Below are 25,561 nucleotides of genomic sequence, written 5' to 3' on the forward strand. Positions count from 1 at the left end.
GCCGATCTCGATCGCTGGATCGCCGATCACCTGCGCATTGCCGCTGCGGCGTGAGTTTTCGATGAACCTTCCCAAAGACGACGCCGCAACACTCTCGGCGCGCTGGACCGAGGGCGTGCTGCTCAAGCGCGACGTGTTCTCGACCGTCGAACGCGGCCGCTTCCGCGACGATGACGGCGAGGTCGACGCGGTGCTGCGCCGCCTCGACGAGGCGCCGTGGTGGTCATTCCTTTTGGCGCGCCATCTGTTCGCCCGTGAGACGCATGCGCTGGCACTCGCCAAGGGGCTCGATGTCGGCCCCGAGCTGCTGTGGGCCGGACGCCGCGCGCTGGTGCGCAGCTTCGTCGATGGTGTCGCGCTGCATTTGGCGAAACCGCATGGCGACCTCGCCTATTTTCGCTCGGCCAAGGCCGCGCTGCGACGGCTGCGCCGCGCCGGCATCTGCCACAACGATCTTGCCAAGGAACAGAACTGGCTGGTCGGCCGCGACGGTCGCGCCTATGTGACCGACTTCCAGCTCGCGGCCTGCTTCGACCGGCGCGGCCGGCTTTACCGCATCCTGGCCTATGAAGATCTCCGGCATCTGCTCAAGCACAAGCGCTCCTACGCGCCCGAGGCGCTGACGCCGCGCGAGCGGAAAATCCTGGCGAAGAAGTCGTTCGCCGCCAGCCTCTGGCTGGCTACCGGCAAGAAGGTTTATCGGGCAATCACGCGCGGCCTGTTCAACTTCACCGACCGTGAAGGCGGCGGCCGAAGGCTCGTCAACGACGCGCCGGTGCTGGCGGAATTGATCCGCAGGAACCCCGCCGTGCGCGACACCGCCATCGTCGCCTTTGCCGACCGCCGCTCCGGCGTCGGGCTCTATGCCTTCGTCGAAGCCGATCAGGCCGCGCTCGAAGGCCAATTGCGGAACGAGCTCAGCGCCGCCAAAGGGCCGAAGCCCCCGGAACACATCCAGGTCGTGCACGCGCTGCCACGCAACGCCGACGGCAAGCCGCGCACGGAGATTCTGCAACTGGTCGCCATGAATCAGCTCGACCTGATCGAGCCGATGATGAAGAACGACCAGGACCGCGCTTTCCTCAAGGACATCTTGGAGCAGCGCAAGAACCTGCGCGACCGCTTCAATTTCGAGGCCGACCTGCCTGCCGGCTAGCGTGGATCACGCCTTGAAGCGTCCACATTGGCGATAGAGAAGCGATCCGATAATTCGAACTTGGCGGCGGGGCTTGGCGGGGTCATGGGCACTCGGGGGACGATGATGCATCGTGTGGTTGGCGGCCTGATCGCCGGCCTTCTGCTGCTCGCCGCCGCGCCCGCAATGGCCGAGTCCCCGGCCGAGCTAATCTCCAGCTTCCGCCTCAAACATGGAGAGGTCCGCGTCGTCCGCGATTCGACCCTCGACCGCATCGCAATGGACCAGGCGCGCGCGATGGCGACGAAGGACGACCTCAGTCACGACGCCCTCGGCCCGTTCAACCGCCGGGTCGCACCGGCCGGCGCAGGCCGCGCCGCCGAGAACATCGCCTACGGCTACGACAATTTCGAGAAGACCCTGGGACAGTGGATCGACTCGTCGGGACACCGCAAAAATTTGCTGCTGCACAACGCGTCCCGCGTCGGGATCGCGAGCGCGAAAAACGCCAGCGGCAAACGCACCTATTGGGCGATGGTGATTGCCGGCGACTACGAGCCGAAGGGCAAAGGCAAGAAGGACAAGGAGCCCCTCGTTGCCGTGAAACGCGAAGCCGCTCCTGCGAGCAAGCCCAAATCCGGCGGCTGCCACATCAAGCTGCTCGGCCTCTGCATCTGAGGCGAGACGCCACGCCGGAAGCATTGTTGCGCGCGCTTCTCCGACCGGCCAATATGATCGCGCCGCTATCCTCAACCAACCTGAGGCGATCAATGGCACCGCTCAATGCGCCCTTGGCGCAATCAAGTTCGAATTCAGCACCGATCCGTCCTTCATCGCCAATTGTCATTGCAACGACTGCAAGCGCGCTTCCGGCGGCGAGATGGCGACCTTCTTCGCGGTGCCCGAGGACGATTTTCACGCCTCTCTGCGGCAAGCCGAAGGCGTTTCACTACATCGCCAATTCCGGCAAAGGCCTGGATCGCAATTTCTGCCCGGAATGCGGTTCGCGGGTCTTTACCACTAACCTCGATAGCTTCCCCAAGACGGTCTTCGTCCAGTTGGGCAGCCTCGACCGGCCCGACCTCGTCGCACCGAAGCTCGAGATGTTCACCAGGCGTCGCATGTCGTGGAACACGCTGCTCAACCTGCCGCAGTTCGAGGAAATGCCGCACTGACGCGACGATAGTCCGAGCCGGAGATTGACTTGATCAACATCGAGCGAGTACGTGCCGACACGCCAGCCACTTCCAGACTTGCGTATCTGCACAACGCGGGGGCGGCTCTCATGCCTGTCGCTGTCGCCGAAGCCATGAAGCAGCATATCGATCTGGAGAGCGAGGTCGGAGGCTATGCCGCCGCCGACCGTGAGGCGCCCCGGCTTGAATCCGTCTACGGCTCAGTGGCGCGCCTGCTGAATGCCGCACCCGATGAGATCGCCCTCATGGAGAATGCGACGGTTGCTTGGCAGATGGCGTTCTACGCGCTTCCATTTCGTCAGGGCGACCGGATCCTGACCGCCGAGGCGGAGTACGCTGCCAACTATGTCGCCTTTCTCCAGGTCGCCAAGCGAACAGGGGTCGCGATCGACATCGTGCCGAGCGATGCTAGCGGCGAGCTCGACGTTGACGCGCTCGAACGCATGATCGATGAGCGCGTGAAACTGATTGCGATCACATGGGTTCCGACCAATGGCGGGCTGGTCAATCCGGCTGCGGCCGTCGGCAAGATCGCGCGAGCGCGAGGCATTCCTTATCTGCTCGACGCCTGCCAGGCGGTCGGACAAATGGCGGTCGATGTCGAGGCCATCGGCTGTGACATGTTGTCGGCGACCGGTCGCAAATTCCTCCGCGGCCCGCGCGGCACCGGTTTTCTCTACGTCCGCCGGGCGATGCTGCAGCAGCTCGAACCGCCAATGATCGACCACTTCGCCGCACCCTGGGTGTCCCGGGACGCTTACCGGCTGCGTGACGATGCGCGCCGTTTCGAGACTTGGGAGAACAACTACGCAGCCCGGCTTGGGCTGGGCGCGGCTGTCGATTATGCCCTCGATATCGGGATAGGCCCCATCGAGCAGCGTTGCCGCATGCTGGCGGACCGCCTCCGGGGTGGCCTTGCGTCCATTCGCGGCATCAGAATTCGCGACCTCGGACGCGCTCCGGGGGCCATCGCCAGCTTCACGATGGAAGGGTACGATGCGGAAGCGGTCGTCAGCAACGCGGCCGCCGCCGGCATCACGATCGGTGCCTCAGATCCGTCGAGCACGCGCATCGATGCCGAAATTCGCTCGCTGCCGCCGTTGGTGCGCGCCTCTCCGCACTACTACAATACGGAAGCCGAGATCGATCGGCTGATCGCCCATTTGGCAGGTCTGATGCCGCGATAGCGGCGGGCGTGCACAGCTCAGGTACAGCGCGCACTCAATCCCGATGCGCCAAGCTTTGCCATGACCTCGTCGAGATGGGCGCTGTCGCGGGTCTCGATCACCAATTGCAGCAACGTTGCCTTGGCCGGAAGATCCGAGAAGGTGCGCTGGTGCGAGACCTCGATGATGTTGGCGCCGGCCTCGGCCAGCAGTGCCGCGACCGCAGCCAGTTGGCCAGGCCTGTCGGGGATGTCGAGCGACAGCTGGGTGAGCCGCCCCTCACGCGCCAACTCGCGGGTCAGGACTGATGCAATCAGCCGCGTGTCGATATTGCCGCCGCTCAGCACCAGCCCGACCTTCTGGCCGGCGAAACGGGACGGGTCGGACATCAGTGCGGCGAGACCAGCGGCGCCGGCGCCTTCGACAACCGTCTTCTCGATCGAGATCAGGGTTGCCACCGCGCGCTCGAGCTCGGCTTCGTTAACGAGCGCAATGTCGTCGACAAGGCGGCGAACGATTACGGTCGTGAGCTTGCCGGGCGACTTCACCGCGATGCCTTCGGCGAGTGTGTCGCCACGCGCCGGCAGATTGCCGTTATGGATGGCATTGTACATCGAGGGGTAGAGCCAGGCCTCGACGCCGAGGATCCGCAGCGACGGCTTGATCGATTTCGCGGCAATGGCGATCCCGCTGATCAGGCCACCGCCGCCGATCGGGACGACCAGCGTATCGAGCTCCGGCACGGCCTTGAGTATTTCCAGCCCGACCGTGCCCTGCCCCGCGATGACAAGTGGATCGTCATAGGGATGGACGAAGATCATGCCGCGGGCTTCGCCGTGGCTGCGCGCATACGCGGCCGCCTCCTCCAGCGTGGCGCCCGTCACCACCACCTCAGCACCGTGATGCCTGGTGTTCTCGACCTTCACCATGGGCGTGCCGACCGGCATGACGATGGTGGCGGGAATGCCGAGCCGCTTGGCGTGATAGGCGACGCCTTGCGCGTGATTACCCGCCGACATCGCGACGACGCCTCGCGCGCGCTCCTCCGGCGTCAGCGCCGTGAGGCGGTTGAGCGCGCCGCGCTCCTTGAACGAGGAGGTGAACTGGAGGTTCTCGAATTTCAGCCAGATGTCGCAGCCGCAGATATTGCTCAGCGTGCGGCTGTAGCTACAGGGCGTCTCGACGACGGCGCCGCGGATCGTCTCGGCAGCGGCATGGATTTCGCTCAGCGAGATCGGAAGGCCGCTGAGATCAGTGGCGATGCTTTGGGACAACTCAGCCATGGGACAGCATAGGGCATTTGGCAGTTTGAGGCGATAAGCCAACCGCTATTTGGTAAATTCCCGGGAACGCGAGGCCCGCCACAGCGTCCACAGCGTGCGCAGCCGCGGCGATTGCTCCGGCGTGAACGGATTACGCCCGGGCTGCGACAAGCGCTTGAGGTCGGCCCGTACCTGGCTCAGCGGAAGGAACGCTGGACGCACGGATGCCGGCACCTCCACCAGCAGCGACAAGGCCGTCGTCAAATGTTGCCGCGCCTCGCCCGAGAGTTGGTCCAGCGCGGCGCGCAAGTTTGGCGTCTCCTTGCCGGCGAACACGTCTTCCACGTCGCAATCGTGGCTCGCCAGCACCTGCTGCGGCAGGAACAATTGCCGGCGCGCCGCATCGCGCGGCAGATTGGCGATGACCTGTACGATGCCCTGCGCCAGCCCGGCATGGCGGGCGAGATGCTCGGCCGCCTCCGACGGTGGTCCCATGATCCGGGCGGCGAGATCGAACAGCGCCGATGAGGTCGCCGCGAGGTAGCCTTCCAGCGCCGCCATTGTTGGCATTGGGTCGTTGTAGAGATCGAATTGATGCTCGTCGGCGAGCAGCGACAGCGGCTCGACCGGCAGGTCGAAATCACGGATTGCGCGGAGCAGCTCCGCCGCTACCGGATTGCCCTCGGCGCTGCCATGGACCTGGCCCGACAGCATGTCGGTCCACCATTGCAGGCGGATTTCACCGGGCAAGGGCTGGCTCACCTGGTCGCGGACGCGGACGATCTCGACATTGAAGGCATAGAGCGCCAGCAGCGCGCGACGCTCGGCAGCGGGCGCGAAAAGGGTCGCGGCATAGCGCGGAAAGTCGTGGCTGCGTACGAGGTCAGCGCAGAACGCGGCAGAATCCGGCGCCGGCGCGGAGCCACTCATGGCACGGCGATCAGCGCGGCCGCGACGCGCCGCCGTTCGCCGATCATGATGTTGTAGGTGCGCACGGCGGGACCGGTCTGCATCGTGTCCAGAACCACCCGCGCCGCTTTGAGCGCCTGGCGCAGTTCCGCCGGCGGCAGCCAGACCCCGGTTCCGGTGCCGATCAGGAGCGTGTCGATGCTGTTGGCGGACTTGAAGACTCGATCCAGCGAATAGCGGTCGATCTTCGCGGGGTCGGTAACGTCCCAGGCCCAGATCGCGTCGGGCAGGCAAAGCAGCGATCCCCGATGCGACATGCCGGCAAAGGCAAAGCCGCCCTTGCCATAGGCTTCGATCGGCGCCGAGCGGGGGAAATGCGGTGCGTTGGGATCGCCGGCCATGAGCTTCGTCCGAATGAGCTTACTGCCCTCGCAAACTCCTGCGAGGGCATGCGGTTCGGATCATGCCTTGCTTTTCTTCGCCGGCGTAGCCTTATCGACCGCATCTTCGCGATGCTCGCCGACGCCGAGATAGATCAGGATCGGAGCTGCAATGAAGATCGAGGTATACGTGCCGACCAGCACCACGCCGAACATCATCACCGCGGTGAAGCTGTGGATGGCATGGCCGCCGAACAGCAGCAGCGCCAGCAGCGCCAGCGTCACGGTGAAATGGGTGATGATCGAGCGCGACAGCGTCGAGTTGATTGATTCGTTGAGAAGCTGCGGCATCGGCATCTTCTTGTAGCGCCGCAGCATTTCACGAATGCGGTCGTAGATGACGACGGTGTCGTTGAGCGAATAGCCGAGAATGGTCAGAAGCGCGGCGATGCTGGTCAGGTCGAAATCGACCTGACTGATCGACATGAAGCCGATCGTCAGCACGATGTCGTGCACGTTGGCGATCATGGCGCCGAGTGCGAACTGCCATTCGAAGCGGAACCAGAGATAGATCAGGATCGAGACGATCGCGAGCATCAGGCCGAGCATGCCCCAACTCAGCAGCTCGCCGGAGACACGCGGGCCCACCACCTCGACGCGGCGATACTCCACGGACTCGCCGAGCGCGCCGCGAACCTTGTCCACAGCTGCCTGCTGCGCCTTGTCGCCGCCCGGCTGCTCAGCAACGCGAAGCAGCACGTCAGCGGGGCCACCGAATTGCTGCAGCTGGACTTCGCCGAGTCCCAGGGTGCCAAGGGTCGTGCGCATCTGCGCAAGATCGGCGGAGCCCGACTTGGCTCTCACCTCCATCAAGGTGCCGCCCTTGAAGTCGATGCCGAAGTTCAGGCCATGGGTAAAGAACAGCGTGATAGCGACGATCGACAGCGCCGCCGAGATCGGGAAGCTGATACGGCGGAAGCGCGTGAAGTCGAAATGCGTCTCGTCTGGCACGATGCGCAGCGACGGCAGGAGGCCGAGCACGCTGACCACGGTCAGCACGGCAATCAGGACGCCGAGAGAAATGAGAACGAGTTGAGTAGTGGTCACAGCCGGCCTCGAATGATCAAATCGGCACAGTCTTCGGCCGCGCCCACTGCACCCACCATGCGACGATCAGGCGGGTCATGGTGAAGGCGGTGAAGACCGTGGTGATGATGCCGATGCCCAGCGTCACTGCGAAGCCGCGCACAGGACCCGTGCCGATCATAAACAGCACGGCAGCGGCAATGAAGGTCGTGATGTTGGAATCGAGAATGGTCGCAAGCGCCCGCTTGAAGCCTGCATCGATCGCCGAGATCGGGCTTCTCCCGCCGCGCAACTCCTCGCGGATGCGCTCATAGATCAGCACGTTTGAGTCCACCGCGATGCCGACAGTGAGCACGATGCCGGCGATGCCTGGCAGGGTCAGCGTGGCACTGAGCAGCGACAACAGGCCGAAGATCATTGCGACGTTGATGGCCACCGCGATGTTGGCGAACACCCCGAACAGCCGGTAGGTCAACAGCATGAAGATGACGACCAGGATCGAGCCGACGTAAGCCGCAAGCTCGCCCTTCTCGATCGAGTCCTGGCCGAGACCCGGACCGACGGTGCGTTCCTCGACCACCGTGAGCGGCGCAGGCAGGGCGCCGGCGCGCAGCAGGATCGCGAGGTCGTTGGCCGACTGCACGGTGAAACTGCCGGAGATCTGGCCCTGACCGCCGGTGATCGGCTCGCGAATGACCGGCGCCGAGATCACCTTGCCGTCGAGGATGATCGCGAAGGGCAGCCCCACATTCTCCTGTGTGGCCTGTGAGAACTTGCGCGCCCCCGAGGTATTGAACGTGAAGCTGACGACCGGCTCGTTGGTACGCTGGTCAAAGGTCGCCTGGGCGTTGGTCAGGTCGCCGCCCGCAACCAGCACCTGCTTTTTGACCACATAGTTGGACGGCGGCGGTGTGGCGGCCGGCAGCAGTTCTGACTCCGGTGGAATCCGGCCCGGCTGCGCCTGGTCCGGCGGCACCGAGGGATCGACCATGCGAAATTCCATTTTCGCGGTCTTGCCCAACAGTTCCTTCAAATGGGTGGGATCCTGCAAGCCCGGCACCTGCACCAGAATGCGGTCGTTACCCTGACGCTGGATGATGGGCTCGACGGTGCCGAGCTCGTTGACGCGCTTCTCAACGATCTGAATCGACTGCTCGATGGTCTTGCGCATGCGGTCGAGCATCGCGGCCTCCGGAATACTGAGGCGGATCAATCCGCCACCAGCATCGGCGACCTCAAGGTCGCGCTGACCGCTGGACCCCATCAGGCCGCCAATCGGCTGCGCAAGCTCGCGCAACTTGGCGAGCGCCGGCTGTGCGTCGGTGTCCTTGGTGATGCGAACCTCGACCGCGTCGTTGCGCACGGTGACGCCGCCGGTGAAGCCGATCTTGGCCTCGCGCAGCACGCGACGGACGTCGTCGCGGATCTGGTCGAGCTTTTCCTTCTTCACATAGTTGGAATCGACCTCGAGCTGCAGAGAGGAGCCGCCCTGCAAGTCGAGACCCAACACGAGCCGCCGCTGCGCCCAGGCGGGCCAGGTCTTGACCTGCGCTTCCGGAAAGAAGTTCGGGACCGCGCAGAGGCACACGATCAGCGCCGTCAGGATAATCCCGAGCGCCTTCCACCGCGTGAAATACAACATCGACTGGACCTGTCAGATCAGGGGATTTCAGAGACTCGCGGAAGCGCTCACTTCGCCGCGGCTTCGTCCTTGGCGCTTTCCTTGGATTCCTTGGCCGGCTCGCCCTTAGCGCGCACGCCGGAGACCATCGAGCGCATCTGCCGCACGCGCACACCATCGGCGATCTCGAACTCGATCTGGTCGTCGTCGACGACCTTGGTGACCTTGCCGACGAGGCCGCCCGAGGTCACGACGGTGTCGCCGCGGCGGATGTTCTTCACGAGGTCGGCGTGGTCACGGACCTTCTTCTGCTGCGGACGCAGAATCAGGAAGTACATGATCACGAAGATCAGGGCGAACGGCAGCAGCGACATCAACATGCCGCTGGTGTCGCCGGCGCCCGCAGCCTGGGCATACGCAGGGGTAATCAGCATTCGGACGATCCTCGTGAGAACGGGGGAAAACCGGTCAGGCCCAAATGGCGACCGGTTCGGTCAAATTCGCGCGGACTATAGCGGCCATTGCCCCAATTGCAACGCTGCCAGACCGCCCCTTTTAGCCACCTTGCGGCGCGCGCTCAGGCCCGATAAGGCTGCATTCTCAGGAACTTCGGACATGCCCCAAAAACCAAGCAAAAGCCCGGCCGGCAAAGGCCCCCGTTCCCCTGCCACGAAGCCAGCCCGCGTCGCGGCAAAACGTCCCAAGGCGGCCCCCAAAGCGGCTTCCAAGACGACTTCCAAGACAACTTCGAAGGCCAGCCAAAGCGTCTCCCAGGAGCGCATCGTTCGCGCGCTGGAGACGATTGCGGCGCACCTCTCCGCTCAAGGCAAGCCCGCCGTCGAACGCGAGTCGTTCAAGCAGGCGGATGCTTTCGTCTGGCATCCGGACGGCCGCCTTGCGGCGGTGCCGCGGGTCAGCCGCGTCGAACTGTTCCTGCTCAAGGGCGTCGACCGGATGCGCGACATCCTGATGGAGAACACCCAGCGTTTCGCCAACGGATTGCCCGCCAACAACGCACTGCTCTGGGGCGCACGCGGCATGGGCAAGTCGTCGCTGGTGAAAGCCGCGCATGCCAGCATCAACGCGGAGCGCAAACCGGCCGACAGACTGAAGCTGATCGAGATTCATCGCGAGGACATCGAGAGCCTGCCGGCGCTGATGGAGCAGCTTCGCGCCTCGTCCTTCCGCTTCATCGTGTTCTGCGACGACCTCTCCTTCGACGGCAATGATGCGTCCTACAAATCGCTCAAGGCGGTGCTCGAAGGTGGCATCGAGGGTCGGCCGGAGAACGTCATCCTCTACGCCACCTCCAACCGCCGCCATCTGCTGGCGCGCGAGATGATCGAGAACGAGCGCTCGACCGCGATCAATCCCGGCGAAGCCGTCGAGGAGAAGGTCTCGCTGTCGGATCGCTTCGGTCTCTGGCTCGGCTTCCACCGCTGCAGCCAGGACGAATATCTCGCCATGGTGCGGGGCTATTGCAGCCATTTCGGCGTCAAGGTCGACGATGACGCGCTGGAACGCGAGGCCCTTGAATGGTCGACGACGCGCGGCTCGCGCTCGGGCCGCGTCGCCTGGCAGTTCGTGCAGGAGCTTGCGGGACGGCTTGGCGTGAAGCTGACGGCGACGTAGCAAGCTGCCGCCACTTCCCTGACCTGTCATTCCCCGCGCAGGCGGGGAATTCAGTATTCCGGAGACGGTTTTGATCGATCGAGACGCTGCGGCGTACTGGGTCGCCCGGTCGAGCCGGGCGACGACACCGCGTTTGTGGCGATGGCGCGCCCTATTTCAAGCTCACGCCCCGTTCAGGAACTGAAGCGGGTCAACCGGGCTCGATCCCTTACGGATCTCGAAGTGGAGCTGCGGCGACGCCACCTCCCCGGATTGACCCGACTTGGCAATGACCTGGCCGCGCTTGATGGTATCGCCGCGCTTCACCATCAGCTCACTCGCATGGGCATATGCGGTGACGTAGCCGTTGGAGTGCCGAACCAGGACGAGATTGCCATAACCTTTCAGCTCGTTGCCGGAATAGGCAACGACACCGTCTTCAGCCGCCTTGACCGGCGTACCCTCGGGCACCGCGAGATTGATGCCGTCGTTGGACTTGCCATTGGTCTTGGCGCCGTAGCTCGTGACCACCTTGCCGCGAACCGGCCAGCGGAAAGTCGGCAGCGCGCTGGTGGTCTCCGCAGCTTTCGCCGGAGCTTCCGCGGTCTTGTCTTCGACATTTGCCGTGGCCTGCGCCAGGCGCGCGCTCTGCACCGGCGCGGTAACGGCCGCCATCTTGGTAGCGGGCGCCGTTGCGGCCGCAACGGGCTGCAGCGTCCCCGCGACGGGAGCGGCTCCGACCGGGGTCGCGGCAAGCGGTGCCGCGACAGCGGCGGTCTTGGCGCCGGGCACGGCCAGCCGGGCGCCGAGCTTGAGTTTTGCAGAGGGATCGAGGCCGTTGGCGCGGGCCAGTTCACCCGCCGAGATATGGTTCTTGCGGGCAATGCTGGCGAGCGTGTCGCCGTGGTTCACGAAGTGCGTGCTCGACGGCGCGGCAACGGCCGCAACCGGCCTCGCAGCAGGCGCCAGCGCGGGGGCAGCGGCAACGGGAGCCATGAGCGGCGCGGGCGCAGCGGCCGTAGCCTGGTGCGGAATGATCAGTTGCTGGCCGGGCGAGAGCGCGCGCGGCCCCTTATAGCCGTTGGCGGCAAGAATCGCCTGTGGCGTGACGCGATAGCGTTTGGCAAGCAGGTCGAGCGTATCGCTGGTGCCGACGATGATCTTGGTTCCACCGACCGGCTGGGCGGCTGCAACCGAGCGCGGCGGCACGGTGGCCGTGGTCTCCAGATGCGGCTGCGCCGGGGGTGCGTAGGACCCGACACCCCGGCCGCCTCCGGACACGCCGCCTGCCGCAACGGGGTAGGATTGCGGCGCGGACACCGCCGGCGGCAAAGGCTGCGACTGATAATAACCGGGCTGCGTCTGCGGCCGCGAATATTGCGGCAACTCACGCTGCGGCGGCGGTGCCTGCTGCACCGAACCGGTCGATTCCTGCGCAAAGGGATTGGAGAAGTTCGACTGGGACATGCGCGACGACATGTCGGCGCTGCACCCTGCGAAGCTGAAGGAGATCAGCGCCAGCACCGCGACCTGCGGCACACGGCGCGAGTAAAGCAACTCGGCGGCAACGGACATGGTTACTCACTCGTACGCAACAGAACTGGTGTTTTAAGTAAACACGCGCCGAGTAAATAACGGCTTAACCCTCCCAATAAGATGTTGGCAGCACAGCCAATCCGGAATTCTACAGCTCCCGCGCCACACCGGGCAGCGCCGGCACGAACCGGACCTCGACGAGTTCCTTGCGCTCGATCCCGGCTTCGGTCCGGCTCAGGCGGATCAGCGTCTGCACCCCCTGATGCGGGCCGACGGGCGCGATCAGGATGCCGCCCACCTCCAGCCGCTCGACCAGGTTGTCCGGGAGCTGCTCCATTGCGGCCGTGACGATGATGCGGTCGAACGGGCCGATATTGGGGGGCAGATTGAGTCCGTCGCCCAGCATCACCTCGACGTTGTGATAGTTGAGCTTTTCAAGCCTGATACGTGCGGCATCCGCCAGCTTGCGGTAACGCTCGACCGTCAGCACCTGACCGGCGAGCCGCGACAACACGGCCGCTTGGTAGCCCGAGCCGGCGCCGATCTCGAGCACGCGGTGCTTCTTCTGAAGCTGGAGCTGCTCGGTCATGTAGGCGACGACGAAGGGCTGGCTGATGGTCTGCCCGCAGGCGATCGGCAGCGCGCTGTCGCGATACGCGCCGTCGCGATCGGCGTCGTCGACGAATTGATCGCGCGGCACCTCCTCCATGGTCCGCAGGACCGCCTGGTCGCTGATGCCCCGACGCCTCAGCGTGAGCTGAAACATCATCTTTTCCGGCGGGTGCTGATGGGGGGTCATTGCCTGCTTGTGCTGTCTTTACGGTCCGGGATGCCAACCTGGGGCGCGAGATTCTTGTTCCGGCTCAGGGAACCCATGATAGGCTTCGGATGGCGTAGTTGACCACAAATTGGCTTGCAAGGGGCGAGCCGCGATGGCCATTTTCAGGCATCCGTTCGTCGAAACGCGCATTGCGTCGATTCGTGTTATCTGCGAACGTTTTTGGCGATGGGCAAGGACTCGACCATGACTGCGACGGGGCTTACCGGCCGCTCTGTATTCCTCGTGGAAGACGAGGTGATGATCAGGATGATGGTCGCGGACATGCTCGAAGAGCTTGGCTACAAGATCGCAGCCGAGGCTGGCGACATCACCGAAGCCATGCGGCTCGCCCAGGCAACCGAGTTCGACATCGCCATTCTCGACGTCAACGTCAACGGCAAGGTCATCTCGCCGGTCGCCGATGTCATCAAGGCGAAGGGCTGCCCGTTCATCTTCGCCACCGGATACGGCTCCTCCGGCCTGCCCGAGCAGTATCGCGATCGGCCGGCGCTTCAGAAGCCGTTTCAGCTCGACGCCCTCGGCAAGACCATCGAAGCCGCTCTTCGCGGCGGCTAGGCCGCGTTCGAGGTCGGATTACTTCAGCGTCGGACTTACTTCAGCGTCGCACTCAGCGCCTCCGAAAACCCCTCGTTGGTCCGGTCGAGCCTGAGCGGCGTGACGGAGACGTAGCGCTCGCGCAGCGCCGCGAGATCGGTGCCGTCGGCCGGCGTATCCATCATCGCGGTGCGCTCGAAGCCGATCCAGAAATAGGGATTGCCACGGCCGTCCCTGCGCTCGTCGATCTTGAGGAACCCGAGATTGCGCTTGCCCTGCCGCGTCACCCGAATGCCCAGCACATCCTCCGGCGCGCAGGCCGGGAAGTTGACGTTGATCACCGTGTCCTTCGGGATGCCGGCCGCGATCACCTTGCGCAGGATGTCGGGCCCGAATTTGCGCGCAGTGTCCCATAGCGGCCGGTCGCGGGTCTCGACGCTGAACTCCTGCGACAGGGCGAAGGACGGCAGCCCCAAAATGGTTCCCTCCAGCGCGCCGGCGATCGTGCCGGAATAGACCACGTCTTCGGCGACGTTGCGGCCCTTGTTGACGCCGGACAGCACGACATCGGGCAGCTTGGCGCCGAGGATGTGGCGCGCGCCCATGATGACGCAGTCGGTCGGCGTGCCGCGCACCGCGAAATGCCGCGGACCCACCTCGCGCAGGCGCAGCGGATCGTTCAGCGACAGCGAATGCGACACGCCGGACTGGTCGAGCTCAGGCGCGACAACCCAGACGTCATCGGACAATGCGCGCGCGATCTCCTCCAGAACCTTGAGGCCGGGGGCGTGGATGCCGTCGTCATTGGTGCAGAGAATGCGCATGCGAAAGGTCGATTCCTGAAGCGGGGTCTGAGCCGTCTTATCCGGCCGGGGCCGATCAGGCAAACCGGCCGAATGGGGCCGGCAGCCGGTTGCCGGCGGGCCGGCTATCGGCGAACGCGCCATTGCGGCAGAAAGCGCGCCAGCCGGCCCTCGGCATGCAATTTCATCGCCGGCACGACCGGGGTCACGATCGGCACCTCGATCACGCCGAGCGCCTCCAGCTGTGCAACGAACGGGTCCGCTACCGGCGTCTGCGGAAAGCGTTCGCGCGCCAGCGTCAGTGCCTGGTCGAAATCCGGGGCATTCACACCGGGCTTCGTCCGCCGGCTCTGGACCAGATCGTCGTCCCAGAGCCGCTTGGTCTCAATGTCGAGCACGCCACGCAGCCGCTGATCGACGGCCTGGATGCCGGCACCCGTCACCGCCCATTGTCTGCCGACCCAGAAGATATCGCGGTGCAAGGCCATGAACGATGGGTTCGCGTTGTCGGGTGGCCGGCAGGATAACCGGCCGCCCGATCTTCGCAACCAAACGTTTCTCCGTTTCAGATGGGCAGCACGCCTAGTCGCGTGCGACCACCTTCAGCCCGCCCATATAGGGCTGGAGCACGCTGGGGACCGCGATAGAGCCGTCCTCCTGCTGATAGGTCTCCATCACGGCGATCAGCGCGCGGCCGAGCGCTGTGCCGGAGCCGTTGAGCGTGTGCACGAACCGCGGCTTGCCATCGGGGCCGCGCGAGCGCGCGTCCATCCGGCGGGCCTGGAAATCGCCGCACACCGAGCAGCTCGAGATCTCGCGGAATGCCCCGCCGTCGCCCTGGCCCGGCATCCAGACCTCGATGTCATAGGTTTTTTGCGACGAGAAACCCATATCCCCGGTGCACAGCGTCATCACACGGTAATGCAGGTCGAGCCGCCGCAGCACTTCCTCGGCACAGGCGAGCATGCGCTCGTGCTCGTGCTTGCTCGTCTCCGGCGTCGTGATCGAGACCAGTTCGACCTTGGTGAACTGGTGCTGCCGGATCATGCCGCGGGTATCGCGCCCAGCGGCGCCCGCCTCCGCGCGAAAGCACGGCGTCAGCGCGGTCAGTCGCATCGGCAGCTGCTTTTCGTCAAGGATGGATTCGCGGACGAGATTGGTGAGCGCCACCTCCGCGGTCGGAATGATCCCGAGACGCTCGGTGCGGAGCCGCTCATGGTCGGGCTCGGCGAGCAATTCGCCCTTGATCGCCCAGAACTGGTCGTCCTCGAATTTCGGCAATTGTCCGGTGCCGAACATAATCTCGTTACGCACGAGCAGCGGCGGATTGATCTCGGTATAGCCGTGCTCGTCGACGTGTAGATTCAGCATGAACTGACCGAGCGCGCGCTCGAGCCGCGCCAGTCCCTTCTTCAGCACGACGAAGCGCGCGCCGGAGAGCTTCGCCGCGATCTCGAAATCCATGTCACCGAGCGCGGCGCCGAGATCGTCATGGGGTTTTGGCACGAACGCATAGTTGCGCCTGTTGCCGAAGACATGGCGCTGCACATTGCCATGCTCGTCGACACCATCGGGCACCTCGCCGAGCGGCAGATTCGGGATCGCCGCGAGCTCCTTGGCGAGCTCCTCGTCGGCAGCCTTCGCGGTCGCCTCGAGCTCCGGCATCGTGGTCTTGAGCTCGGTAACTTCCGCCATCAACTTCGCCGCGCGCGCCTCGTCCTTCGCCTTCTTGGCATCGCCGATTTCCTTGGAGGCCGCATTGCGCCGCGCCTGCGCCTGCTCGGAAGCCAGGATCGCCGCACGCCGGGTCTCGTCGATCGCGAGCAGCGACGCCGACAGTGGCTTCAGGCCGCGTCGTGCAAGGCCGGCGTCGAAGGCTTGCGGGTAGTCGCGGATCGATTTGATGTCGTGCATGGCCGAGGTCCTGGGGCTTGTTGCAACCCTGCAAATCCTGGATTTGCACTTATGCAAATGGCTGCTTCCCCTAGCACGGCTGTCATCGCCCGCGAAAGCGGGTGATCCAGTATTCCAGAGACGTCCGTGATTCCCCCGATGGGCGGCGGCGTACCGGATTCCCCGCTCCAGTGCGCAATTGCGCACTGGAGCGGGGAATGACAGCGGAGATCGGGGCGCCTTACTCCGCCGGGTTGGCCGGCGTCGATACGTCAGTGCCGGTGGTGGCCTTTGAAGCGGCCGCCTTCTTCTCCACAATTCCCACCGCGATGATCGAGCCCTCGTAGAGCGCGAGCAAGGGGATCGCGAGCGAGCACTGGCTGAGCACGTCGGGTGGGGTCAGAACGGCCGCGATGACGAAGGCAACGACGATGAAATAGCGGCGCTTCTCGCGCAGCATCTTTGACGTGACGATACCGATGCGCCCGAGCAGCGTCAGGATCACCGGAAGCTGGAAGGCGATGCCGAAGGCGAAGATCAGCGACATCATCAGCGACAGATATTCGCCGACCTTGGGCAGGAGCTGGATCTGCGCGGTCTCGTCGCTGCCGGCCTGCTGCATGCCGAGCGAGAAGCGGACCAGCATCGGCAGCACGACGAAATAGACCAGTGCGGCACCCAACACGAAGAAGAACGGGGTCGCGACCAGATACGGCAGAAAGGCCTGCTTCTCGTGCTTGTAGAGGCCCGGAGCGACGAACTTGTAGATCTGCGTCGCGACGATCGGGAACGAGATGAAGCCGGCGCCGAACAGCGCAAGCTTGAGCTGGGTGATGAAATATTCCAGCAGCGCGGTGTAGATGAATTTCGAGTTCTCGGGACCCGCGACCCACACGAATGGCCAGACCAGCACGTTGTAGATCTGCTTGGCGAAGAAGAAGCAGAAGATGAAGGCAATGCCGAAGCCGAGCAGCGCTTTGATCAGCCGCGAACGCAGCTCGATCAAATGGTCCATCAGGGGAGCTTTGCTGGCCTCGATATCAGCGGCGCTCATGACGCTTTGGCGTCCTTGATCGCCTCGGCCGGCGCAGTGTCCTGCGTGACCGAATCTTGCGTGATCGAGCCTTGCGTGACCGAACCTTGAGCGACCTGCGCCTGCTCGACCTCACGGGTGATGGCGAGCGGCTCGTTCACGGCCGCATGTGCCTCGGCTTCCACGAAGGTCTCGGGCGTCGGCGCTTCCGGCGTGGTGGGCGTCGTCACCGCTTCGCCTGAAGTCGCCGGCGGTTCGGCGCCGGTCGAGGCCGAGGTCTCGGCCGGCTTGTCCAGCGCATCGACGCGGAGCGCGTCGCTGACGTCTTTCTGAAGCGAGGTCATCAGATTGTTGCCGGCGAAACCGGAAGCCGCTTCCTTGACCTCGTCGAAGCTCTTCTTGAGATCGGCCATTTCGGCCTCGCGCATCGCTTCCTGGAATTGGCCCTGGAATTCGGCCGCCATCTTCCGCGCCTTGCCCATCCACTGCCCGACCATGCGCAGCACGCCCGGCAGCTCTTTCGGGCCGATGGCGATCAGGGCCACGACCCCGATCAGGACCAGTTCACTCCACCCGATATCGAACATGAGGTCTTCCGTTCACGCCAGCCGCAGCCGGCCCAATCCCTCGCGCGCAGGATCGGGTCCGCTACCCGCGTCTCGCGTGCTCTCTGGCTCAGACGGCCTTGCTGCCGACGTCGGACCGTGCCGCGGTCGGCGCGGCATTGTTGTGCTCGATGGACTTGGCCGGCTCGGGCTTGTCGGCGACCTTGTCGTCGTCCTGCATGCCCTTCTTGAACGCCTTGATGCCCTGCGCCACGTCGCCCATCAGATCCGAAATCTTGCCGCGACCGAACAGCAGCAGGACCACTGCGATCACCAGGACCCAGTGCCAAATGCTGAGTGAACCCATCCTGCAACCCTCCAAACGCGCATGGCCGGGGACCGGCCGATCTTCACCGAAACCTAGGCTTGGCAGGTGTCAAAAACAAGGACCAAGGCAGCGCCAATTCGCTGTTGGCGCTACGTAATTTTGCTAGTGTTAACTGGTCGCAGGGGGCCACTAAAAGGCCCAGACGTCAGTCCTCGCTGCCGCCCTCGCCACTCTCATGGCCGCCTTCCGGCGGCGTCTCGGGCTCGACAGCAGGCGCCAGCGCGAGATCAAGGTCCTCGCCCGGCTCCAGCGGATCCTCGTCCTCACGCAAAGTCGGGTCATCCGACGGCGTCGGCACGCTGAATCCGGTCGGCAGGCGCGAATCCAGTAGGCCCGTGCCCTTCAGCTCCTCGAGACCCGGCAGATCGCCGAGCTGTTCCAGAGTGAATTGCGACAGGAAGTCCTCGGTGGTTCCGAAGGTCAAGGGACGGCCCGGCGTCTTGCGACGACCACGCGGCTTGATCCAGCCGGTTTCCAGCAGCACGTCCAGCGTGCCCTTCGAGGTGACGACGCCACGGATCTCCTCGATCTCCGCGCGCGTCACCGGCTGGTGATAGGCGATGATCGCCAGCACTTCGATCGCGGCGCGCGACAGGCGGCGAGTCTCGGTGCTCTCGCGGGTCATCAGCCAGGCGAGATCGCCCGCCGTGCGGAAGGTCCATTTGTTGGCGACCCGCACGAGATTCACGCCGCGCAGGGAATAGTCGGCTTGCAACTGCTCGAGCGCGGCCTTCACGTCCACACCCTCGGGCATGCGCTTGGCCAGCGTCGCGGTGTCCAGCGGTTCATTCGAAGCGAACAGCAGCGCTTCCAGCAGCCGCAATTCTTCGGGACGTGCCTGGGACTCGTTCTCCATCGGCTCGGCCTCTTCTACCCGCACTTCAGCCAGGCTTGCCATGGCAGATTCTCCTTGTTGCACTTAAGCGACCGGCGCATCGGGCGCAGGAGCTGCGTCCATGACCGGCTTGGGGCGCCCCTTCCGGAAATAGATGGGCGCAAACGCCTCTTTCTGATTCAGCTCGAGCTGACCTTCGCGCACCAGCTCGAGCGCAGCCGCGAAACTCGAGGCGAGCACCGTCGCGCGCTGCGTCGGATCGGCGACGTGCTGCAGCAGAAAATCGTCGAGAACGCCCCAATCGTCCTGCTCGCTGATGCTGCCGACCAGCCGCTCCAGCGTGGCGCGCGCCTCGGCGAGCGACCACACCGTGCGCTTGGCGAGATGCACGCTCGCCAGCACGCGCGACTGGCGCTGCGCGGCATAGGCGGTGAGCAGGTCATAGAGCGTTGCGGTGTATTTCGGATGCTTGATCTCGGCGATCTGCTCGGGCTCGCCGCGCGGGAAGATGTCGCGCAGCAATTGCTGCCGGTTCATCAGCCGGTTGGCGGCTTCACGAATGGCCTCCAGCCTGCGCAGGCGGTTGGCGAGCGCCGTCGCCATCTGCTCCGCGCTAGGGCCTTCCGCACTCGGCGGCTCCGGCAGCAGCAGGCGCGATTTCAGGAAGGCGAGCCAGGCCGCCATCACGAGATAGTCGGCGGCAAGTTCAAGGCGGATCTTTCGCGCGGCTTCGATGAAGTGGAGATACTGGTCGGCCAGCGCCAGGATCGAAATCTTGGCGAGGTCGACCTTCTGCTGCCGCGCCAGTGCGAGCAACAGGTCGAGCGGACCCTCGTAGCCCTCGACGTCCACCACCAACGCCGGCTCACCCTCGGCGAGCTCTGCGGGCCGCCCGGTTTCAAACGATAGGATTTCTGCGGTCATGCCGATGCCGTGTTTGCCCGTGCGATCAATGCGTCCAGTTCGGCGCGTGCGGCCGCGCGATCGAACGGCTGCGGTCCCTTGCGCGCCGCGAGCGCGGCGTTCGCCCGCTCCAGCGCCCTGCCCGCCAGTTCGGGTGTCTGGCCGGCGACCTCACGCATCTCCTCGATGTTGCCGTTGCAATGCAGGGCCATGTCGCAACCGGCCGCAAAAATCGCGCGGGTCCGCTCGGCGATATTGCCCGACAGCGCATTCATCGACACGTCATCACTCATTAACAAACCCTGGAACCCGATTGTGCCGCGAATCACCTCAGCGATCATTGTCGCAGATGTCGTCGCCGGATGGGCGGAGTCGACCGCGCTAAACACAACATGTGCAGTCATGGCCATCGGCAAATCCGCCAAAGGCTTGAACGCCGCGAAGTCGGTGCGATCCAGTTCGTCTCGCGACGTGTCGACCGTCGGCAGATTGAAATGGGTATCGGCCGTAGCTCGGCCATGGCCGGGGATGTGCTTGAGCACCGGCAACACGCCGCCCTCTTCCAGGCCCTCGGTGACCGCGCGGGCGATCGCGGCGACCTTGCCCGGTTCGGTGCCGTAAGCCCTGTTCCCGATGACGGCGTTGGCGCCAGCCACCGGCACGTCGGCCAGCGGCAAGCAATCCACGGTAATGCCGAGATCCGCGAGATCGGCCGCGATCAGCCTGGCGCTGAGGCGCGCCGCCTTCAGCCCGAGCGTCGAATCAGTATCGTAGAGGCCTGCGAAAATAGCGCCCGGCGGATAGACCGGCCAATGCGGCGGCCCTAGGCGCTGCACCCGGCCGCCCTCCTGGTCGATCAGGACAGGGGCATCAGGAGAGCCCGCAACCGCCCGCAATTCCGCAACGAGTGCAGCGACTTGAGCCGGCGTCTCGACGTTGCGCTTGAAGAGGATGAAACCCCATGGGCGTTCGCTGCGGATAAACTCCCGCTCAGCGGCGGTTAGTTCCGTTCCGGAAACGCCGGTAATGAAGGCCCGCGTGCTCATACGGCCGATTAACCCCGACCGGCGAGAGGGTCAAGGAAACGGCCGTTAATTCCTCTGGACGAAGCAGGCAGAGAGGCCCGCGGATTTCAAACTGTTGCAGGCCTGGTTCGCCTCTTCGAGCGAGCCGTAGGGCCCAGCGAAGGCGCGGTAGACGATTCCCTTGCCCTTGTCGGTCAGGTCGACCCGCTTGACCACCGGTGCGCGGGAGCCGAGCACGCTGCCGTACTTGCCCTGAAGCACCCGGTAGGAGGCATGAGCGCTATCCTCGGTCTGCTGCGAGGAGACCTGCACGACGTAGCCGCCGCCACCGCTGCTCGCGGGCGCAATCTGCGTCGGATTGGTCGCAGCCATCCGCTGCGGCGGCTCCGCAGCCGGCGCCGATTGCGGCGTCAGCGAGAGCGGCTGATTGGCACTGGCATTGGCCGAGGTCGGTGGCGTGCGCGGTGCAGCGGGTGCCGCAACGGGCTTCGGTTGAGCTGCCGGCTTCGCGACGGTGGCGGCTTGCGACGCCGTGGCGTCGGTCTGATCGCCCTTCACGGCCACGGTCCTGATCGCGCGCGGCGAATTGTTCGGCAGCGTGCCGTTGCTCGGATTCGGTCCCGCACTCGACAACGGAATGCTGGACGGCGAGACGCTTGCGACCGGCGGCGGGTTCGCGTTCTGGTTCAGCGGCGGGAACACGACGCGGGGACCTCCCGCCTTGGCGTTGACGTCAACAGGCGCCTCCTCGCGCGGCACGATCTTCTCGGCGCCATCTCCGGTGACCATGCGGTCCGGCACCTTGGCCGAGGAGTCCGACGGCGCCGGCACGATTTTGGTCGGCGTGTTGTCGGCCTTGATGATCGGCGGCTCGCCGCTGCGGGGCGAGCCCACATAGGTCTTGTAGGCGAACGCAGCGCCGGTCCCGACCACGGCAAGAGCCAGGATCGCCGCGACCGTCATCATGCCTCCGCGCTGCTTCTTCGGCTCGTCGAGATCGGCCTCGGGATAGTCGCTCTGGAACGCGTAAGGATCGTCGGGATAGGCGGGATCGCGCTGGTAGTCCTGCTCGCCCGCCTCCAGCCGTCCGTAGAGCGCATCGTCGTAGCGCGCCGGATCGGGCTGCTGATAGGCTTGCTCTTGGTAAGCCTGATCGTGTTGCTGGTAGGCCTGATCCTGATAGGCAGGAGCTTGATAAGCAGGAGCTTGATAGGCCTGATCCGGATAGGCCTGCGGCTGACGAAAATCAGGTTCGGGCTCGGGCGCAGTCGGCTGGGCTGAATAACGATGCAGTGGATGAACCGGGTTTACGGAAGCGGGATAGGCAGGCTCAGCTGGCGCCGTCTGCGGCTGCACATTGGCGCGCCGCATCCATGAGGGCGGTCCGGGCGGCGGCGGGGCCTGCTCGGCATAGTCCTGCTGGTCATCGTCCTGGCGATAGTCGTCGTCCTGATAGCTCCGAGCAGGCGCAGGCGCTGCTGGCGGGTGCGCACCCGGCCGCCCTTGCGCTGCGAACGGATCGGTCTGCCCGATCAGGCGGGCAAGTTCGGCCAAGGGATCGCCGCTCCCATGCTGATCGCCACCGCGATAGTCATCGGAAGGAAACGGTCTGTCCTGATATCGTTCGGCCATCGTGATGATGCGTCCCTTCGGGAAAGCCGCGCGCCCCTCGACCAAGGCACGGCTTTCGACCCACAAGGCTTTCAACCAAGTCTAAGCGATCCGGCTTCTGCCGGTTACCCCCGAAATCCCTTAAGTAGTTCGCCCCAAACTACCGCATCTCGTCCGGAGCATGGACGCCGAGGATGGCGAGGCCCGATGCCAGGACAGAGACGACGCCCTGGACCATGGCCAGCCGCGCCTTCGTTAGATCTGCATCATTATTGATAATGAAGCGTAAATAGGGCAAATCGCGCCCCTTCGTCCAAAGTGCGTGAAATTCACTCGCTAAGTCATAGAGATAGAAGGCAATTCGGTGCGGCTCGTGGGCGCTTGCAGCCGCTTCCAGCATGCGCGGAAAAATTGCGAGCCGCTTAAGAAGGTCGAGCTCAGCCGGGTCCGACAGCCGTTCCACCGCCGACTCACCGAGCCAGGCGACGCGCTTTTCCGTTTCCTCCGGGAGTTCCGGGAACACGTCGGCCCGAGCATTGCGGAAGATCGAATGGCCGCGGGCGTGGCCGTACTGCACGTAGAACACGGGGTTGTCGCGCGACTGTTCCATGACCTTGGCGAGGTCGAAGTCGAGCACCGCGTCGTTCTTTCGGTAGAGCATCATGAAGCGGACGGCGTCCTGGCCGACTTCATCCACCACCTCACGCAAGGTGACGAAGTCCCCGCTCCGCTTGGACATTTTCACCGGCTCGCCGTTGCGCAGCAACTTCACGAGCTGGACGATCTTGACGTCGAGCGCCCCCTTGCCGGAGGTCGTCGCCTTCACCGCCGCCTGCATGCGCTTGATGTAGCCACCATGGTCGGCGCCCCAGACGTCGATCATCTCGGCAAAGCCACGGTCGAACTTGTTCTTGTGGTAGGCGATGTCGGCGGCGAAGTAGGTGTAGGAATTATCCGACTTGATCAGCGGGCGATCGACGTCGTCGCCATAGGTGGTCGCCTTGAACAGCAACTGCTCGCGATCTTCCCAATCCTCGGCCGGGGCCCCCTTTGGCGGCGGCAGACGGCCCTGGTAGACGTCGCCCTTGGCGCGCAGGAAATCGATGGTCTCGGCGACCTTGTTGTTGCCGGCGTCCTGCAGCGAGCGCTCCGAGAAGAACACGTCGTGGCGGATGTTGAGCGCAGCGAGATCGTCCTTGATCTCGTCCATCATCATCGCGATCGCCTTGGCGCGTACCGCCGGCAGCCACGCGCCCTCGCTCATGGCGAGGAGCTTGTCGCCGTGCTCTTTGGCCAGCGCCTGCCCGACGGGCTTCAGATAGTCGCCGGGATAAAGACCTTCCGGGATCGCGCCGATGTCCTCGCCGAGCGCCTCGCGATACCTGAGGAACGCGGAGCGTGCGAGCACGTCGACCTGGGCGCCGGCATCGTTAATGTAATATTCGCGCGTGACGTCACGGCCTGCGAACTCGAGCAGGCTCGCCAGCGCGTCGCCGAACACGGCGCCGCGGCAATGGCCGACATGCATCGGTCCGGTCGGGTTGGCGGAGACATATTCGACGTTGACCTTGGAGCCGCCGCGGACGCGGCCGTAATCGGCGCCCTCGCGCAGCACGGTCCGCAGTGCCTCGGCCCATGCGGCCGGCTTCAGCGTCAGGTTTATGAAGCCGGGACCGGCGACGTCGACCTTCGTGATCAGCGGGTCCGCGCGCAGCCGTTCGGCGATCTGCTCGGCGAGGTCGCGCGGCTTCGCCTTTGCCTCTTTCGCAAGCACCATGGCCGCGTTGGTCGCCATGTCGCCATGGGAGGCATCGCGCGGCGGCTCGACCACCACGCGCGAGAAATCGATGCCCTCAGGCCAGTTGGATTCCGCCGCGAGCGCGCGGCAGACCGCGTGCACGCGTGCGAGCACGTCGGCGAACAGGTGCAGTGCTGGGGATGTGTCGGGCATGGGCGCCGCCTAACGCAAATCCGGGGTCGAGTCAAAGAGCCGCTGGTGCTCGGTCAGGGCGAAACGATCGGTCATTCCGGCAATGAAATTCCCGATCCGGCGGGCCCGGTCGCCGTCATTGTCCACCTCCGCCCCGACCAGCCATTCCGGCGGCAGCTCGCCGGGCGATGTGAGGTATTTTGCGAACAGGTCGAAAAGGATCTGTTCCGCCTCGCCCATCACCCGCATCACCCGCTTGTGGCGGTACATGTGCTGATAGAGAAAGCGCTTGATGGCTGCCTCCTCCTCGACGACTGCTGCGGGGAACGCGATCAATGCCCGGCTCTGCTGGCGCACGTCCTGAGCGGATTGCGGTTTCACGGCCGCAAGGTTTGTCTGCGCCTCGGCGAACACGGCACCGATCAAGTGTGAGATCAGCTCGCGCACCAGCTCGGCGCCGCGCCTGACGTCTTCGAGATCGGGGTAATGCGCAGAAGTCTCGGCGATGATCTCCGCGGTCAGCGGCATCACCTTGAGGTCGTCGAGGTGAAACAGACCCGCGCGCAGGCCGTCGTCGATATCGTGGGCATCATAGGCGATGTCGTCGGCGATCGCGGCGACCTGTGCCTCCAGCGAGGCGAAACTCCACAATTCGAGATCGTAGGTCTTGATGTAGTCGGCGATGCCGACGGGAATGCCGTGCTCGCGATAACGCCCGACCGGCGCACCGCTGCGATCGGTCAGCGGGCCGTTGTGCTTGACGATGCCCTCCAGCGCTTCCCACGTCAGGTTGAGCCCGTCGAATTCGGGATAGCGGTGTTCCAGCGCCGCAACGACGCGGAGCGTCTGGGCGTTGTGGTCAAAGCCGCCAAAATCCTTCAGGCAGGCGTCCAGCGCCCGCTCGCCCGCGTGCCCGAACGGCGGATGGCCGAGGTCGTGGGCGAGCGCGAGGGTTTCCGTGAGGTCCTCGTCCAGCCCGAGCTGCCGCGCCAGTGCCCGGGCGATCTGCGCCACCTCCAGCGAATGGGTCAGCCGGGTGCGGTAATGGTCGCCCTCGTGGAACACGAACACCTGGGTCTTGTACTTCAGCCGGCGGAATGCGGTGGAATGGATGACCCGGTCGCAATCCCGCCGGAACGGGCTGCGGGTCCGGCTCGGCGGTTCCGCGACCAACCGGCCGCGGCTGCGATTGGGATCGCAGGCATAGGGCGCGTGGGGGGCAGCCATTCCGACGGACACGGCGAATTTAGTCCCTATCCATTTGATTCTGCGTATGGTGGCACTTAACTATGCCGGACGCGGGATACCAACTGAATTG

25 protein-coding genes and 1 pseudogene are annotated in these 25,561 nt (G+C 64.8%); 6 read left to right on the forward strand and 20 right to left on the reverse strand.

Annotated features, from left to right (window positions below; all coding sequences use genetic code 11):
• The first annotated feature begins 61 nt into the window (after positions 1 to 61).
• The 4 genes and pseudogenes from IVB47_RS14600 to IVB47_RS14615 all read left to right on the forward strand — a co-directional run bounded on the left by IVB47_RS14600 (position 62) and on the right by IVB47_RS14615 (position 3,518).
• Positions 62 to 1,156 carry a serine/threonine protein kinase gene (locus IVB47_RS14600; protein ID WP_247463168.1) on the forward strand — a complete coding sequence of 365 codons (1,095 nt, stop codon included), beginning with the start codon at positions 62 to 64 and terminating at the stop codon, positions 1,154 to 1,156.
• Positions 1,157 to 1,261: 105 nt separating this feature from the next.
• Entirely contained in the window at positions 1,262 to 1,813 is a 552-nt protein-coding gene (locus IVB47_RS14605; RefSeq protein ID WP_035961291.1) for a CAP domain-containing protein, read from the forward strand.
• A gap of 88 nt (positions 1,814 to 1,901) precedes the next feature.
• Positions 1,902 to 2,310: pseudogene (locus tag IVB47_RS14610) on the forward strand (GFA family protein).
• Between the two features lie 29 nt (positions 2,311 to 2,339).
• Entirely contained in the window at positions 2,340 to 3,518 is a 1,179-nt protein-coding gene (locus IVB47_RS14615) for an aminotransferase class V-fold PLP-dependent enzyme (protein WP_247462310.1), read from the forward strand.
• 17 nt (positions 3,519 to 3,535) lie between these two features.
• Here the strand turns inward: IVB47_RS14615 and IVB47_RS14620 are convergent, their stop codons facing one another.
• From IVB47_RS14620 to yajC, 6 genes are read right to left on the reverse strand one after another with little or no spacing between them, the layout of a single operon-like run.
• Complete coding sequence (locus IVB47_RS14620; RefSeq protein ID WP_247462312.1) at positions 3,536 to 4,780, reverse strand: threonine ammonia-lyase; 1,245 nt, start codon at positions 4,778 to 4,780, stop codon at positions 3,536 to 3,538.
• Between the two features lie 45 nt (positions 4,781 to 4,825).
• Positions 4,826 to 5,689, reverse strand: a complete 864-nt coding sequence (locus IVB47_RS14625) for a phytoene/squalene synthase family protein (protein WP_247462315.1) — start codon at positions 5,687 to 5,689, stop codon at positions 4,826 to 4,828.
• Complete coding sequence (locus IVB47_RS14630; protein WP_247462317.1) at positions 5,686 to 6,069, reverse strand: Mth938-like domain-containing protein; 384 nt, start codon at positions 6,067 to 6,069, stop codon at positions 5,686 to 5,688. The genes IVB47_RS14625 and IVB47_RS14630 overlap by 4 nt, the downstream gene beginning before the upstream one ends.
• A gap of 60 nt (positions 6,070 to 6,129) precedes the next feature.
• Positions 6,130 to 7,155 carry a protein translocase subunit SecF gene (gene secF, locus IVB47_RS14635; protein ID WP_247462319.1) on the reverse strand — a complete coding sequence of 342 codons (1,026 nt, stop codon included), beginning with the start codon at positions 7,153 to 7,155 and terminating at the stop codon, positions 6,130 to 6,132.
• Between the two features lie 16 nt (positions 7,156 to 7,171).
• Positions 7,172 to 8,776: a protein translocase subunit SecD gene (gene secD / locus IVB47_RS14640; protein ID WP_247462321.1), complete on the reverse strand. Its 1,605-nt coding sequence runs from the start codon at positions 8,774 to 8,776 to the stop codon at positions 7,172 to 7,174.
• Between the two features lie 47 nt (positions 8,777 to 8,823).
• Positions 8,824 to 9,189 carry a preprotein translocase subunit YajC gene (gene yajC / locus IVB47_RS14645; RefSeq protein ID WP_247462323.1) on the reverse strand — a complete coding sequence of 122 codons (366 nt, stop codon included), beginning with the start codon at positions 9,187 to 9,189 and terminating at the stop codon, positions 8,824 to 8,826.
• 181 nt (positions 9,190 to 9,370) lie between these two features.
• Here yajC and IVB47_RS14650 point away from each other — a divergent pair, with 181 nt between their 5' ends.
• Positions 9,371 to 10,387, forward strand: coding sequence for an ATP-binding protein (locus IVB47_RS14650; RefSeq protein WP_247462325.1), 1,017 nt, complete (start codon positions 9,371 to 9,373; stop codon positions 10,385 to 10,387).
• Between the two features lie 162 nt (positions 10,388 to 10,549).
• On the opposite strand, the gene IVB47_RS14655 is transcribed toward IVB47_RS14650, so the two are convergent.
• The gene (locus IVB47_RS14655; RefSeq protein ID WP_247462327.1) at positions 10,550 to 11,941 is read right to left on the reverse strand and encodes a LysM peptidoglycan-binding domain-containing M23 family metallopeptidase; all 1,392 of its coding nucleotides are present in this window, start codon (positions 11,939 to 11,941) and stop codon (positions 10,550 to 10,552) included.
• 109 nt (positions 11,942 to 12,050) lie between these two features.
• The gene (locus tag IVB47_RS14660; RefSeq protein ID WP_247289723.1) at positions 12,051 to 12,701 is read right to left on the reverse strand and encodes a protein-L-isoaspartate(D-aspartate) O-methyltransferase; all 651 of its coding nucleotides are present in this window, start codon (positions 12,699 to 12,701) and stop codon (positions 12,051 to 12,053) included.
• A gap of 225 nt (positions 12,702 to 12,926) precedes the next feature.
• On the opposite strand from IVB47_RS14660, the gene IVB47_RS14665 reads away from it, so the two are divergent.
• Entirely contained in the window at positions 12,927 to 13,298 is a 372-nt protein-coding gene (locus IVB47_RS14665; protein ID WP_007590670.1) for a response regulator, read from the forward strand.
• Between the two features lie 35 nt (positions 13,299 to 13,333).
• Here IVB47_RS14665 and surE read toward each other — a convergent pair whose 3' ends face one another.
• From surE to IVB47_RS14725, 12 genes are all read right to left on the reverse strand, one after another.
• A complete protein-coding gene (gene surE, locus IVB47_RS14670) occupies positions 13,334 to 14,101 on the reverse strand; it encodes a 5'/3'-nucleotidase SurE (RefSeq protein WP_247359436.1) in 768 nt (255 codons plus the stop codon).
• A 104-nt stretch (positions 14,102 to 14,205) separates the two neighbouring features.
• Entirely contained in the window at positions 14,206 to 14,568 is a 363-nt protein-coding gene (locus tag IVB47_RS14675) for a hypothetical protein (RefSeq protein ID WP_247462329.1), read from the reverse strand.
• A gap of 94 nt (positions 14,569 to 14,662) precedes the next feature.
• Positions 14,663 to 15,994, reverse strand: a complete 1,332-nt coding sequence (gene serS / locus IVB47_RS14680) for a serine--tRNA ligase (RefSeq protein ID WP_247462331.1) — start codon at positions 15,992 to 15,994, stop codon at positions 14,663 to 14,665.
• Positions 15,995 to 16,214: 220 nt separating this feature from the next.
• A complete protein-coding gene (gene tatC, locus IVB47_RS14685) occupies positions 16,215 to 17,027 on the reverse strand; it encodes a twin-arginine translocase subunit TatC (protein WP_247397669.1) in 813 nt (270 codons plus the stop codon).
• A complete protein-coding gene (gene tatB / locus IVB47_RS14690; protein ID WP_247462334.1) occupies positions 17,024 to 17,593 on the reverse strand; it encodes a Sec-independent protein translocase protein TatB in 570 nt (189 codons plus the stop codon). The genes tatC and tatB overlap by 4 nt, the downstream gene beginning before the upstream one ends.
• A gap of 88 nt (positions 17,594 to 17,681) precedes the next feature.
• Positions 17,682 to 17,918: a twin-arginine translocase TatA/TatE family subunit gene (locus tag IVB47_RS14695; protein WP_007610722.1), complete on the reverse strand. Its 237-nt coding sequence runs from the start codon at positions 17,916 to 17,918 to the stop codon at positions 17,682 to 17,684.
• 166 nt (positions 17,919 to 18,084) lie between these two features.
• Positions 18,085 to 18,837, reverse strand: a complete 753-nt coding sequence (gene scpB / locus IVB47_RS14700; RefSeq protein ID WP_247462336.1) for an SMC-Scp complex subunit ScpB — start codon at positions 18,835 to 18,837, stop codon at positions 18,085 to 18,087.
• A 21-nt stretch (positions 18,838 to 18,858) separates the two neighbouring features.
• Entirely contained in the window at positions 18,859 to 19,698 is an 840-nt protein-coding gene (locus IVB47_RS14705) for a ScpA family protein (protein WP_007590654.1), read from the reverse strand.
• Positions 19,695 to 20,723 carry a beta-N-acetylhexosaminidase gene (gene nagZ, locus IVB47_RS14710; RefSeq protein WP_027567088.1) on the reverse strand — a complete coding sequence of 343 codons (1,029 nt, stop codon included), beginning with the start codon at positions 20,721 to 20,723 and terminating at the stop codon, positions 19,695 to 19,697. Before nagZ ends, IVB47_RS14705 begins: the two co-directional genes overlap by 4 nt.
• A gap of 45 nt (positions 20,724 to 20,768) precedes the next feature.
• Positions 20,769 to 22,334: an SPOR domain-containing protein gene (locus tag IVB47_RS14715; RefSeq protein WP_247462338.1), complete on the reverse strand. Its 1,566-nt coding sequence runs from the start codon at positions 22,332 to 22,334 to the stop codon at positions 20,769 to 20,771.
• Between the two features lie 139 nt (positions 22,335 to 22,473).
• The gene (gene argS / locus IVB47_RS14720) at positions 22,474 to 24,264 is read right to left on the reverse strand and encodes an arginine--tRNA ligase (RefSeq protein ID WP_247462339.1); all 1,791 of its coding nucleotides are present in this window, start codon (positions 24,262 to 24,264) and stop codon (positions 22,474 to 22,476) included.
• Between the two features lie 9 nt (positions 24,265 to 24,273).
• A complete protein-coding gene (locus tag IVB47_RS14725; protein ID WP_247462340.1) occupies positions 24,274 to 25,482 on the reverse strand; it encodes a deoxyguanosinetriphosphate triphosphohydrolase in 1,209 nt (402 codons plus the stop codon).
• Positions 25,483 to 25,561: the final 79 nt, after the last annotated feature.

It is taken from the genome of Bradyrhizobium sp. 62 (assembly GCF_023073035.1).
GTDB lineage: Bacteria > Pseudomonadota > Alphaproteobacteria > Rhizobiales > Xanthobacteraceae > Bradyrhizobium.